Origin of the sequence: Pseudomonas sp. GV071 (genome assembly GCF_003050835.1) — a bacterium.
Classification (GTDB): domain Bacteria; phylum Pseudomonadota; class Gammaproteobacteria; order Pseudomonadales; family Pseudomonadaceae; genus Aquipseudomonas.
The window spans coordinates 187,226-199,530 of sequence record NZ_QAOJ01000006.1 but is presented as its reverse complement, the minus strand read 5'-3'; the positions used below and the strand labels follow the sequence as shown (position 1 = coordinate 199,530).

At 59.5% G+C, this 12,305-nt stretch carries 15 protein-coding genes; 7 read left to right on the top strand and 8 right to left on the bottom strand.

Annotation, left to right across the window (positions count from 1 at the left end):
- The first annotated feature begins 488 nt into the window (after nucleotides 1-488).
- Nucleotides 489-947 (top strand): GNAT family N-acetyltransferase, encoded by a 459-nt coding sequence (locus tag C8K61_RS13500; RefSeq protein ID WP_108096772.1) that lies wholly within the window; start codon nucleotides 489-491, stop codon nucleotides 945-947.
- Nucleotides 948-1,107: 160 nt separating this feature from the next.
- Here C8K61_RS13500 and C8K61_RS13495 read toward each other — a convergent pair whose 3' ends face one another.
- Entirely contained in the window at nucleotides 1,108-1,542 is a 435-nt protein-coding gene (locus C8K61_RS13495) for a hypothetical protein (protein ID WP_108096771.1), read from the bottom strand.
- A gap of 507 nt (nucleotides 1,543-2,049) precedes the next feature.
- On the opposite strand from C8K61_RS13495, the gene C8K61_RS13485 reads away from it, so the two are divergent.
- The 4 genes from C8K61_RS13485 to C8K61_RS13470 all read left to right on the top strand — a co-directional run bounded on the left by C8K61_RS13485 (nucleotide 2,050) and on the right by C8K61_RS13470 (nucleotide 4,245).
- Nucleotides 2,050-2,478 (top strand): hypothetical protein, encoded by a 429-nt coding sequence (locus C8K61_RS13485; RefSeq protein WP_108096769.1) that lies wholly within the window; start codon nucleotides 2,050-2,052, stop codon nucleotides 2,476-2,478.
- A complete protein-coding gene (locus C8K61_RS13480; protein WP_108096768.1) occupies nucleotides 2,475-2,942 on the top strand; it encodes a hypothetical protein in 468 nt (155 codons plus the stop codon). Before C8K61_RS13485 ends, C8K61_RS13480 begins: the two co-directional genes overlap by 4 nt.
- Before the next feature lie 203 nt (nucleotides 2,943-3,145).
- On the top strand, nucleotides 3,146-3,520 hold the full coding sequence (locus C8K61_RS13475; protein WP_108096767.1) for a hypothetical protein: 375 nt from the start codon (nucleotides 3,146-3,148) through the stop codon (nucleotides 3,518-3,520).
- Nucleotides 3,521-3,714: 194 nt separating this feature from the next.
- Nucleotides 3,715-4,245: a hypothetical protein gene (locus C8K61_RS13470; RefSeq protein ID WP_108096766.1), complete on the top strand. Its 531-nt coding sequence runs from the start codon at nucleotides 3,715-3,717 to the stop codon at nucleotides 4,243-4,245.
- A 428-nt stretch (nucleotides 4,246-4,673) separates the two neighbouring features.
- On the opposite strand, the gene C8K61_RS13465 is transcribed toward C8K61_RS13470, so the two are convergent.
- The 6 genes from C8K61_RS13465 to C8K61_RS13440 form a co-directional block, all read right to left on the bottom strand.
- Nucleotides 4,674-5,498: an SDR family oxidoreductase gene (locus C8K61_RS13465; protein ID WP_108096765.1), complete on the bottom strand. Its 825-nt coding sequence runs from the start codon at nucleotides 5,496-5,498 to the stop codon at nucleotides 4,674-4,676.
- 43 nt (nucleotides 5,499-5,541) lie between these two features.
- Nucleotides 5,542-6,543 carry an NADP-dependent oxidoreductase gene (locus tag C8K61_RS13460; RefSeq protein WP_108096764.1) on the bottom strand — a complete coding sequence of 334 codons (1,002 nt, stop codon included), beginning with the start codon at nucleotides 6,541-6,543 and terminating at the stop codon, nucleotides 5,542-5,544.
- Between the two features lie 66 nt (nucleotides 6,544-6,609).
- Nucleotides 6,610-7,350, bottom strand: coding sequence for an SDR family NAD(P)-dependent oxidoreductase (locus tag C8K61_RS13455; RefSeq protein ID WP_108096763.1), 741 nt, complete (start codon nucleotides 7,348-7,350; stop codon nucleotides 6,610-6,612).
- Entirely contained in the window at nucleotides 7,347-8,129 is a 783-nt protein-coding gene (locus C8K61_RS13450) for an alpha/beta fold hydrolase (RefSeq protein WP_371919993.1), read from the bottom strand. Before C8K61_RS13450 ends, C8K61_RS13455 begins: the two co-directional genes overlap by 4 nt.
- Nucleotides 8,130-8,315: 186 nt before the next feature.
- Nucleotides 8,316-9,104 carry an SDR family oxidoreductase gene (locus tag C8K61_RS13445; RefSeq protein ID WP_108096762.1) on the bottom strand — a complete coding sequence of 263 codons (789 nt, stop codon included), beginning with the start codon at nucleotides 9,102-9,104 and terminating at the stop codon, nucleotides 8,316-8,318.
- Between the two features lie 61 nt (nucleotides 9,105-9,165).
- The gene (locus C8K61_RS13440; RefSeq protein ID WP_108096761.1) at nucleotides 9,166-10,260 is read right to left on the bottom strand and encodes an alkene reductase; all 1,095 of its coding nucleotides are present in this window, start codon (nucleotides 10,258-10,260) and stop codon (nucleotides 9,166-9,168) included.
- A gap of 141 nt (nucleotides 10,261-10,401) precedes the next feature.
- Here C8K61_RS13440 and C8K61_RS13435 point away from each other — a divergent pair, with 141 nt between their 5' ends.
- Complete coding sequence (locus tag C8K61_RS13435) at nucleotides 10,402-10,995, top strand: TetR/AcrR family transcriptional regulator (RefSeq protein WP_108096760.1); 594 nt, start codon at nucleotides 10,402-10,404, stop codon at nucleotides 10,993-10,995.
- Nucleotides 10,996-11,179: 184 nt separating this feature from the next.
- Here C8K61_RS13435 and C8K61_RS13430 read toward each other — a convergent pair whose 3' ends face one another.
- Nucleotides 11,180-11,575, bottom strand: a complete 396-nt coding sequence (locus C8K61_RS13430) for a helix-turn-helix domain-containing protein (RefSeq protein WP_108096759.1) — start codon at nucleotides 11,573-11,575, stop codon at nucleotides 11,180-11,182.
- Between the two features lie 124 nt (nucleotides 11,576-11,699).
- On the opposite strand from C8K61_RS13430, the gene gstA reads away from it, so the two are divergent.
- On the top strand, nucleotides 11,700-12,305 hold the full coding sequence (gene gstA / locus C8K61_RS13425; RefSeq protein ID WP_108096758.1) for a glutathione transferase GstA: 606 nt from the start codon (nucleotides 11,700-11,702) through the stop codon (nucleotides 12,303-12,305).

Genomic DNA, 12,305 nt, shown 5'->3' with positions numbered 1-12,305 from the left:
TCACCGCCATTTTCGCTTGGTAGGTTTGGCCGATCATCCACAGACTGCCGGCGAGCGGCAGGGCGAACAGCAGGAACAGCAGTTGGAACTTGCGGGCAAAGCCAAAGCGGCTCAGAAGACGGATCCCAGGGGATAACACGGACTGCATGAACGACGACTCCTCAAAGGATCTTGCCAGCGTTCCGTTGTACAGAACGCTGTTGTGGCTGCCGGTGCTGGCAATGAGCCATTTTGGTAGCAAGTTCTGGACCGTGGCTGTTTTTGGGGCGCGGTTTAACGGATGTACGGCAGGAATGGCGCTCTAGAGCCTTTGTTTGGTGCGCTCGCGCGCAGCGCGGTCGCGGCGGTGCACTGTTTTGCGTCACCAAAAGACACAGTGGCAGAGCGGGGGGCGAAGTACGGCTCATGGCCCTTTGAGAAAACCAGGTATTTCAACGTATGGTGCAGTTACCAACAGCCCCGGAGCTGCACTGCGCAAAAGGATTTTCATGCCCCAATTTATCTGGCTTTCACCCGATTCCCCGCACTGCAGCACCATGGCCACCTGGCTGTATGAGCAGTTTCAGTATGAATACGCCGATCAGTCATTGAGCGACTGGCAGGCGGAGTTTGCCGCCGGGCAAAGCAATGGCGACTGGCCGAGCCTGGTGGCGATCGAAGACGGCCAGTTACTCGGCGGCGCGTCGCTGGCCAAGGCCGACTTGCCTGGTCGTGAAGCGTTAGGGCCTTGGCTTGCGTGTGTGTTTGTCACCCCGCTGGCACGCGGTAAAGGTGTGGCCGAGGCGCTGATCGGAGGGGTTTGTGCGCGTGCTCGGCAGCAAGGGGAGGCGCGTCTGTACTTGCACACCCAGGACCGTACTGACTATTACGCCAAGCGCGGGTGGAAGGTGATCGAGAAGTTTGAGCGCTGGGACAAGCCGCAGGTGCTTATGGCGCGGGATCTATAGAGGGATGCGGTTCGACTGCAAGAGGGAGCGGGTATTTTGCCTGCTCTTAATGTCTGCTTCCGGGCGTTAACTGTCTGTCGTGACCGGCTGCAATCGGCCAGAAGCAGACCTTTAGCGCAACGGAGCAACGCCGCTCACCTTTGTCCCATTTGCGCTTAGCTCAGTCGACATAGGTCTCCAAAACAGGCACGCCAGCCTCAATCATCCTCAAAACCACCGCCCTAGCCAACGCCTGATCTTCAATGATCGTGACAACCAATTCATTGCGGACCGGCATATACGACACGTTACTGGCCACTTCAGAGGAAACCTTGAGCCCCAACGCTTCAGCTTGTCTTCGAAGCCTATAGCCGTCACTGCTGCCGTAGTCTTCGCGGGTTCGATAACAAGGCTTACCTTTAAGCTGGTTGTGAACCTTAGATAGCGGCGAACTCATCAGCTCGGGGATGAATTGACGAAGAAGAGTAATTTGCCTTGCATTAGGTCCCTCTGAGGAAAAATAGAAAACTAGGCGCCAGCTATCCTGGATAAGTTTTTTCAATGCCCATCCGGACTCGCTTCCATCCCATAAATGCTTGAACTCTCCGATCTCCATTGCGCAATCCAAACTCAAAAGGTTAAGGCGAAATAGCGGAATCTCTTCTCACGCCAGAGTCTCCTTCTGGCCGTTTGCAGCCGGTCACGACAGGCCGCTATCGGCCAGAAGCAGCCGGTCGCGAGAAGCAGAAAACGTCCATTAGCGTTTACTCAAAGTTTGGGCGGGCGTTTTTATACACTCTGGCCAGAAGCCTTCTCAGCCCCTACACCCCTATGACTACGGCTATTGTCCAGCCAGCAAAAAACTGTACAAATATTGCCATCGCTGAGTAAGGAATCAGTGTGGCCAGGCGCACTATCTTTGACCCGGTTTGAGATTTGTAGACGAAAACGTTGCCGATAATAAATCCAGTGATGGCTGGCAGGATCACTAGTAGGAGGGTGAGGCGATTCTTTCCCACTGCTGTCATTGGCGATGTGACAGCTACTGTGATAGTGGCCGCGAAGTAGGCGGCAATCATGATCCCTAGATCAAACGCCCCCCGCAAAAACAGGAAGCGCCCGTATGCACCCTTCCCTACAACACGCCCTCGACATCATCAGCATTGAGCGAAACGCGACCGAATACTCCCAGGCGTTCGACGCCGTACTTGAAGTGATCAACGTATTTGGCGAGCCTGACCTAGCCAATCGCCTGTTTGCGGAAATCCCCCGCGCGGTGCCCGAAACGTTGGTTACCGAACTGTTCAATCTGTTGGCTTGGCAAACCAACGACAACGGCGCGGCGATGACGCGTGAGGTCGAGGCGTGGCTGAGGGAAGGGCTGGATGTTCGCAAGCTGAAGATTGCAATGGGGCTGGAGGTCTACCCATTTCCAGACGCACAAGAGATGTATCAGGTGCTGTCCACACTTGCTGAGGTAGTCCCGGAAGTGGCGGCAAGATGCCAAGGGCTTATCACCTTACGCAAAGCGAGCTCGCACGGTTTAACATGAGCAAACAAAAGAAAGACCCTGCGCATATAGCCAAGCCTGGCGTGTCACACGGGTCAGACTCAAATGCCTCAGGGGTTCGCCTCCGCGAAGGCCAACCGCTCGTGGACGTGCTGGGCCACATTGCCCAGGGCGGGCCTGAATGGGCGTCCCGCTACGTCACGCTGAGCTTCGCCGGCCCCGTCAATGGCTGGGTGTTGCTATACCCCTTAGAGAGCTCTGCTGCGTCTTATTTTGACTTTAGGTACGAGGCCAGCGAGCCACCTCAGAAGGTGCTGGCTGCACTACTTGAACAGTATCCGCAGTGCAGCGTAATCGACTGGTCGCGCGGTCGGTTGGCGTGCCTGGAAGCCCCGGGTGTGAACGTTGACTCGCTCGCCGCAATCATTCAACAAGTGGCGAGCTTGGTGTGGGGAGAACGGAGCCAGCTTGTCGATGGCTGGTACCGGGAAATGGGCAGGGCTTGAAACGTCTGCTCGCCCCACGGAATCTTGTAGCGCATTTTTCGCTTCCAGCGATTGACCAATTCAGCACATGCCGCTATCGGCCAAAAGCAGGCGCTCAAGGCACCTAAAAGGGCAGGGTAGATTCACTTCCATTCCATTTCGTGGCTAGCCTAATCGTTAGGCATCGGGATGCAATTTCGCAGAAGCCACACTAGGAGAGCTAAATGATTGCATATCGCTATCTTTTTGCACTTACCGTCTTGCTCTTCGCGTCCGGTGAACTGGCCTTTGCGCAGTCGAGCGCCGAATCTCGAGTGAATAAGCTAGAGGAAGCCGTCCGCACCCTGGAACGACGCGTAGCTACCCTTGAGGATCAACTTCGCCAGCGAAATGCTGCTCCCTCCATTCCACCAGACAAAGTTAATTGGCGAAGGCTTGAAAAGGGGCTAACGGAGGATGACGTGGAAAGGTTGCTCGGGAGCCCTACAAAGGTCGATGCATTTGGCTCCTACACAATTTGGGGCTACGGCGATGAGGACGGCGCGAACGTGGAATTCGATGGCGAGAGCCGCACTGTCAGCGGCTGGCACGAACCGTGACGCGAATCGGGGAGGCCCGCCTCCTCATTTAGCAGGATGCCTATTGGCAGGCTTTGGCTGCAACGGATCGAAAGCAATCATTCGGGAATGACAGCTATTAGCCGATTGCAGACGGAAACGCAGCCAGGTATCGGCAGCAGATGGTCCGGCTCTTTAAAAGGGATTGGCCATCGCGAAAACAAGGACGTAACGCTATGAAACTCTCTCGTGTAATCGCATCAATAACGGTCCTGGCAGTCCTGTTGTATGTAGCGCGCCTCGCGTTTCTGGCCGATGCCGATGAAACATACCGGCAACTACATCAAAGCCACCAATACAGCGTGACATTCAAAAATAACCTGAGCCCAGGCTACATCTGGATTAATCGCAGAGTCACCGTGCACATATGGCAGGAGGATGCTGATGCCTCTTACGATCCTGAGCAGACACTCTCCGGCACGCTCGAATTGCAGGCCCCAAAATCACACACAGGCTTCATCTTGCGGGGCAACGAAAGCGTCACAGGTACACTCACGCTCCCAGCCGAATTTCAGCTAACCAAATACACCAGAAACAACGACGAACTGTCGTTTTCGGTACTGCTATTGATCAATGACCTATACACAGGAACCGAGGACTTCGTTCCCTCTCCTCAGCAGAATTTCGGCGCTGCATTTTTCAGCGTAAAAACACGAAACGCCCCGGCATTCTCCGAGGTTTTATTTAGCTATCCGGAGGGCGGGTAATGGTCGGAAGCAGCCCTTTTTGAACGGCTGCAATCGGCCCAGGGTGTGTAAAAACGCTCAGCCAAAATTGAAGTGCGCGCAGCTACGCAAAATCTGAAATTTATCGGCAGGTCAGCAGATATGAATTTTGCGGAGAAGCGCATTTTTCAGTCCGACTTGCGGTATCTGTCTCGCTGAAAAACGTTTTTACACAGCCTCGGCCAGGAGCGGACGCTGAAGTCCATCCAAAAAAGCTCGCGGCTGAAGCCGCTCCTACAGGGGATCGCGGTTCCTTATGGGAGGGGCTTCAGCCGCGATGTTTTTGATTTTAATCGTCGGGTCGAGACAGTCCGCTTCTCGCCGATAGCTGCATGCCACTCCCTCAATGGAAGAAACACACGAGCAGTATGCCTCTGCCTTCTCTGCTAACTCCTCAGTGAGCTGCGCAGTCAAACTTCGCCGCGGACCGGTAGAGCCAACCGTGGCCTGCCGAGCACGTGCGTGGCGACCCGCGACGCGAGTGGCCGTGACAAGAAACGCACGCCAAAACACGTCAGTTTGTTGAGCAGTCCAGGCACAACCGTGCGCTTGCCGCGCCACATGGCGCGGAGGGTGGCTTGTGCTACGAACTCTGCGCTTTTGGTCGAGGCGTTGGCGATCCAGGAGTAGTCGCCGCCGCCGGACGCTGCGTGGAATGCGGTATCGGTGCCGCCGGGGCAGATGCAGGTGACCGACAGGGGGGTGCCGCTTTGTTCGTCGTGGAGCGCTTCGCTGAAGTTGCGGACGAAGGCTTTCGAGGCGGCGTACAGCGCCATGTTGGGTACGGACTGGTATGCGCCGGTGGATGCGATGTTCACCATGTGTGCGGGTGTGGTGGTGGTTTTGTGGGCGTCTACAAAGCATCGTGCGAGGGCGACCAGTGAGGTCATGTTGAGTTGGACGAGCTCTGCGTCGCGGGCCCAGTCGACCTCGTCGAAGCAGCGGAAGTAACCGAAGCCGGCGTTGTTGATGAGGATGTCGATAGGGCCGTTGGCAGTCGCGGCGGCCCATAGCGTGCGGGCGCCGTCGGGTTTGCCGAGGTCGGCGGCGATGATTTCGACCTTAACACCGTTGCAGGTGGCGGCGACTGCACTGAGCGCGTCGCGGCGCCGTGCCGTCAAGACCAGGTCAACGTCCAGGTTGGCCAGTTCGCGCGCGATGGCTGCGCCAATGCCGCTGGATGCGCCGGTTACTAGTGCGCGTTTGCCAACGCTGGCGGACGTAGAGGTGCTCATAGTCTTCTCCTTGATTGCGGACCGGCCGAGGCCGGCGCGCCAGTTAAATTACTTGCACCACAACCTTGCCCTTGGCGCGCCCACTTTCTCCGTAGGCCAGTGCTTTGTCGGTGTCGGCAAAGGGGAACGCGTTGTCGATGACCGGGCGGATCGCGCCGGACTCAACGAGGGCAGTGATTTCGCGCAGTTGTGCACCGTCGGCGCGCATGAACACAAACGAGTAATGCAGCCCTTTGTGCCTGGCCTTTCTGCGGATACCGGCGCTCAGCAGGCGCAGCACCTGCTTGACCGGCCAGGCCAGGCCGCGCTCGGCGGCGAACGCTGGGGTGGGCGGCCCGGAGATGGAGATGAGGTGCCCGCCGGGTTTGAGAATCTGCAGGGACTTGTTCAGCTCGTCGTTGCCCAGGCTATTCAGCACCACGTCGTAGTCACGCAACACGCTGGCGAAGTCTTGCTTTTTGTAATCGATGACGACGTCGGCGCCCAATGTCTTTGCCCAGTCGGCATTGGCCGTACTGGTGGTGGTGGCCACGAAGGCGCCCAGGTGTTTGGCGAGCTGGATGGCGATGCTTCCCACACCGCCGGAGCCTGCCTGGATAAATACCTTCTGCCCCTTCTTCAACTTGGCGGTTTCGACCAGCACCTGCCAGGCGGTCAGTGCCACCAGAGGCAGGGCAGCGGCTTCGACCAGGCTGAGGCTCCTGGGCTTCAACGCCACCGACGACGCCTTGATGGCAACGAGTTCGGCGAAGGTGCCGATGCGGTCATCGTCCGGGCGCGCGTACACCTCGTCGCCTGGCTTGAAATCGCGCACTCGGGCGCCAACGCGCACTACCTTACCGGCCACGTCGTTGCCCAGAACAAGGGGCAGGCGGTAGGGAAGAATCAGCTTGAACTCGCCGCTCTTGATCTTGCTATCCAGCGGGTTGACGCTCGCCGCGTGAACCTGAATGAGCACGTCATCGTCCCGTACTTCAGGGGCGGGCATTTCGCCGATGCGGCCGACTTCTTTTTTCCCGTAACGATCAATGATGAACGCCTTCATGGTGGGACTGTTCTCTAGAGTTTTTGAACGAAGGGTGTTGTGGGCCCGGCATCTTGGGTCGAGCAGTTACCAGTTTTCCCTGAACGGCCTGAGGTCTAGCTCCTGGGTCCAGGCCGATTTCGGCTGGCGGTGCAGCAGCCAATAGTTGTCGGCGATGGCGTCGTAGCCGAGGAGGCCATCCGAGGCGGAAAGGTCCCTGTCGGGAAAGGCGGCCTGAAGCCGATCACCACTAATTCCGCCGTCGATGACGACATGGGCGACATGGACGCCTTTGGGCCCGTACTCGCGAGCCATGCTCTGCGCGATCATGCGCAGCCCGGCCTTGGCCGCGGCGAAGTGGGCATAGCCGGGCTTGCCGCGCAGGCTGCCTGAGGCGCCCGTGAAGATCACCGTGCCCCGGCCCAGCGGGACCAGCCGGCGGGCGGCTTCGCGACCGATAAGGAAGCCGGAGTAACAGCCAACCCGCCAGAAGTCCTCAAACTGTGCGGCGGTTAGCTGGGTGAAATCGATAACGGCATTGTTGCCCGCGTTGGAGATCACCACATCGGCAGGCTCGCGCCCGGCTCCGGGATTCATCGCGCGATCGAACGCGGCAATTACCTGGGCTTCATCAGTCACGTCAGTTGGCAACGCCTCGGCGCTGCCGACGCCCAGTGCGGATATTTCTGCCACCACTGTGTCGATCTTGGCCGACGTGCGGCCCGCCACGATGACGTGGTAGCCCTCGCGCGCGAAACGTTTGCACACGGCGCCGCCAACACCGCGTACCGATCCCACGCCGAACACAATTGCCGTTGGTTGACTCATTTCATCGTCTCCGTTGCAGTGAGGGGGCTGATCGTTCCGATGGACTCAGGTTGCGCCTCAAGAAAGGCCAGTGCCGTGCGCACGAACTCGCCGTGGTACTGAAAAATTCCGCCATGCCCAGCGTCTTTGTAGATCACCAGTTTCGCGCCCGGGATGCGCCGCGCCATGTCGTGACTGTTCTCGGTCGGCACCATGATGTCGTGGTCGCCATTGGCGATTAACACCGGGATACGGATGCTGTCGAGCGCCTGAGGCGCCTGCCGGCCCCAGGCCTTGATGGCCTTCAGCTGGCGCAGCAAGGCAGCGGGAGTCGGGCCCTTGTCTCGGTCTGACTTGCGCTCTTTCAGCCGCTGCAGAAAAGCCTTGGCGGCTAGCCGGCCATTGGCTGTGGAGGTGAAGAACAGGTAAGTCTTGGGATCACGCAGGGTGAAAAGACCTTTGACCATCAATGGCCAGGAGACCTTGCCGACCTGCTCGATACCTGTACCCCCTGCCGGCCCGGTCCCCGTCAGAATCAGCCGGCGCACCCGCTCGGGGGCCTTCAACACGATGTCCTGTGCCACGAACCCGCCGAGGGAGAAACCCAGCAGATCGACCGTGTTCAAACCCAGCGCATTGCTCAGTTCGATCACATCCCGCGCCATCGCATCGATGCGATGGTCACCGGTGCCGTTCCGCCTGACGCGCCAATGCCTCGGTAGTCGATGGCTATAACGCGCCGCGTGCGGGCGAGCCCGTCGACGATTCGCGGATCGAAATTGTCCAGCACCGCGCCCCAGTGGTTCAGCAGAAGCAATGGCACGCCACTGCGCGGGCCCAGGTCACGGTAGGCAAATGCAGTGCCGCCAACCGTGACCGAGCGGGTGGGGGCGTCGATGTAGCTGGGGCTCGGATCGCCTGTTTGCTCGGCGCGTTTTGCGTGGGCTGTCATTGTTCTCTCCTGGGGCAAAATGCCGAGGCGGGCGTTAGGGCGCGACCTGATAGCGCTCTGCGACCTGTGCCTGACGCAAGTCAGAAATCAGGCCCAGCCGTGCACCGTTCAACGCTTCCCAGTGCGCGGCGTCGTGCAGCGGCGGGATGGTGACCAGCTCGCGGCGGTCGAAGCCGACCAGTGCCGCGTCGACCAATTCGTCCACGCTCATCAGGTCGGCAAGCGTGTTGATGTCGATGCCTGCACGCTGCCAAATCTCGGTGCGGGTTCCGGCCGGCAACACGGCCTGCACAAAGACGCCCTTGGGGGTGAGTTCCAGGCTCAGACCTTGTGAGAGGAACAGCACGAACGCTTTGGTCGCGCCGTAAACCGACATGCCGAATTCTGGCGCCAGACCGACCACCGAGCCGATGTTGACGATCGCACCTGTGCCGGCCTGCGCCAGACGCGGGGCAATGGCACTTGCCAAGCGGACCAGCGCGGTAGTGTTAAGGGTGACAAGGCGAGCGACGTCGTCAGTCGATTGATCGATGAACTGGCCGGACAGCGCCGCGCCTGCGTTATTGATCAGGATCTCTATCTTGGCGTCTTCGCGCAGGCGGGCTTCGACGGCGGCCAGATCGCTGGGCAGAGTGAGATCGGCAGGGAGGATGTCGACGGCCACGCCGGTTTCTTCACGCAAACTAGCAGCGAGCGCTTCCAGGCGCGTCGTGTCACGGGCGACCAGCACCAGGTCGTGGCCGCGGCGGGCGAAGCGCTGTGCATAGATGGCGCCAATGCCGGTCGATGCGCCCGTGATCAGAACAGTGGACTGAGAGGTCATGGTTGTTTTTCCTTGATCGAAAAGGTGAGCCCACGCCGCGGTAGGCAGCATGGGCGAATGCTTACTGAGCGCTGGAATCTGCGAGGGTCGGGTAGTCGATGTAGCCTTTGGCGCCGCCGCCATACAGCGTGGTTGGGTCGAGCGCGTTGAGGGGGGCACCGTTCTCCAGTCGTTCAACCAGGTCCGGGGTGCTGATGAAGGCGCGGCCAAAGGCAAACAAATCGGCCTTGCCTGCTTTCAGGTGGGCGTTGGCCAATTCGAGGTCATAACCGTTGTTGGCCAGGTAGGTGTTCTGGAAACGGCTGCGTAGCGCATCGAAGTCGAACAGGGCGACATCACGTGGGCCGCCGGTGGCGCCTTCCACCACGTGCAGGTAAACGATGCCCAGGGCGCTGAGCTGGTCGACGATGTAGTCGTACTGTGGTTGTGGGTCACTGCAGGAAATGCCGTTGGCTGGCGACACGGGCGAGATACGCACGCCAGTGCGATCGGCACCGATCTCCTTGGCTATTGCGGCAGTAACTTCCAGCAAGAGGCGGGCGCGGTTTTCGATAGAGCCGCCATAGGCATCGGTACGCAGGTTGGCGCCGTCTTTGATGAACTGTTCGAGCAGGTAACCGTTCGCGCCATGCACCTCAACGCCATCGAACCCAGCCGCAATAGCGTTCGCCGCAGCCTGGCGGAAATCATCGACGATGCCGGGCAACTCATCCAGGGTCAGTGCACGTGGTTCGGAGACATCGGCAAAACCATTGTTAACGAAGGTCTTGGTCTGGGCGCGGATAGCCGAGGGTGCAACGGGAGCGTCACCGTTGGGCTGCAGGTCGATGTGGGAGATGCGGCCGACGTGCCACAGCTGAACGAAAATCCGCCCGCCTTTGGCGTGAACGGCGTCGGTGACCTTGCGCCAGCCTTCGATCTGCGCCTGCGTGTAGAGGCCGGGGGTGTCCTGGTAGCCCTGAGCCTGGGCGGAGACCTGCGTGGCCTCGGTGATCAGCAAGCCCGCCGAGGCGCGCTGACTGTAGTAGGTGGCGGCATGTTCACTAGGTACAAGGCCCGCACCGGCACGGTTGCGCGTCAGCGGCGCCATCACGATGCGGTTGGCAAGGGTGAGCGAGCCAAGGGTGTAGGGTTCGAAAAGCGTTTTGTCGGTCATGGGGTGCCTGCGCCGGATCGTTTTCAGTGAAAGTCCGGTTATGATGTTGATCGTCATCTTTACTGTCAAGAGTTTTGATGATGGTCGACATCAATGTATAGTGCTGGCATTTCTGATGGCCGATTTGGAGGAGTCCTGCACATGAAAGTCAGCAAAGCGCAGGCGCAGGCAAACCGCGCGCACATTGTCGAGACCGCCTCGGTGCTGTTTCGCGAGCGGGGTTACGACGGCGTAGGCATCGCCGATTTGATGGCCGCCGCAGGCTTCACCCATGGCGGGTTTTACAAGCACTTTGGGTCCAAAGCCGAGCTGCTCGCGGAGGCGGCCACCTGTGGTTTTGCACAAGGCGCCGCCATAGCCGACGACATGAATGCAGTGGCGTTCGTGAAGTACTACCTGTCCAGAGAGCACCGCGACGCCCGTGGTGACGGCTGCACGATGGCAGCACTTTGTGCAGACGCAGGGCGTCAGCCAGAGTCGACCAAAGCGGCTTTTGCGTCCGGCCTTGAAAGCATGCTGGCGACCCTGGCAAAACAAGCTGGCGACGCAGAAGGCTCGGCCAAAAACGACCTGCGCGGTCAGCGCATCGCGGTGATTTCTCAGGTTGTGGGGGCACTCATGCTGTCGCGGGCGTGCCCTGACGATTCGCCACTCGCCGACGAGATCCTGGAGGCCAGCTGTGCTGACGTGTTAGCGAGGCTCTTGTCCCGCTCGACACCTTCCAGCGCCTCTTGATCGCTACAAGCAAGATCGGGCTTCGGCTATGGACTCTGCCGTAGGCGCTGATCGGCATGCTGATGGCTTCGGCATTTCCCTCGTTCATCGTCGATGCCCAAGGCGTATCTGCCACTTTTCGGCTTGCTGGCGCTGTGATTGCCCAGACTGTGACTTGCGACCATAGCGGTCGACAACGCCGTGCCTAGGCCTCGACGGCCTTTTCCTCGAAGGCCAGTTGGGCCTGGTTCAGTTCATCGATATTGGCTTCCACCCAATGGTCCAGCGCGCGAATCGGCGTGCTCAAGGACAGCCCGAGTGCTGTCAGCGAGTACTCCACCCGTGGCGGCACCTCCGGGTAGGCTTGGCGGGTAACCAGGCCGAACCGTTCGAGGCGGCGCAGGGTCTGGATCAGCATCTTTTCCGAAATACCACCCACCTGGCGGCGCAGCTCGGCGGTGCGGTGGGTGCCATGGGCGAGGGTGTGAATCAGCAGCAGCGCCCATTTGTTTGCCAGTACATCGAGCACATAACGCGCCGGGCAGGTGACGCTGAATACATTGCCGGCACGGCAGGCGGCGTGGTCTTGGTCGTCGAGCATGGGAACCCCGGAATGGCTAAAAGCATACTTACCAAAAGGTAGGTACTTGTGCCGTGGAAAGCAATCGCTAAGCTCCTTGCACGCATTTTTCGCGTACTACCTGCCCACCGTGAAAGGACTGCTTATGAAACTGTATTTTTCCTCCGGCGCCTGCTCCCTGGCCCCGCATATCGCACTGCTGGAAGCCGGCTTGCCGTTCGAACTGGAGAAGGTCGACCTCAAGGCCAAACTGACCGCCAGCGGCGCCGACTTCACTGCCATCAACAGCAAAGGCTACGTGCCCGCCCTGGTTATGGATAACGGCCAGTTGCTCACCGAAGGCGCGGCCGTGCTGCAGTACATCGCCGACCAGAAACCCGAAGCCGGCCTGGCCCCTGCCGTGGGCAGCCCGGCGCGTTACCAGTTGCAGGAATGGCTGACCTTCATTTCTTCGGAAATCCACAAACCCATGGGCTCGATGTTCAACCCCGCGCAGTCGGCCGATTGGAAAGCGGCGGTAACCACCACCTTGGGCAAGCGCCTGGATTGGTTGAACAAGCAGTTGGAGGGCAACGAGTACGTACTGGAAAACCGCTTCAGCGTCGCCGACGCCTACCTGTTCACCGTACTCAACTGGTCCAACTTCGTCGGCTTCTCCCTGGCGCAGTGGCCGCAGGTTCAAGCCTTCATGGCCCGCGTTGCCGCGCGGCCGCAAGTGGTGGTGGCGTTGAAGGCGGAAGGGTTGATCTAA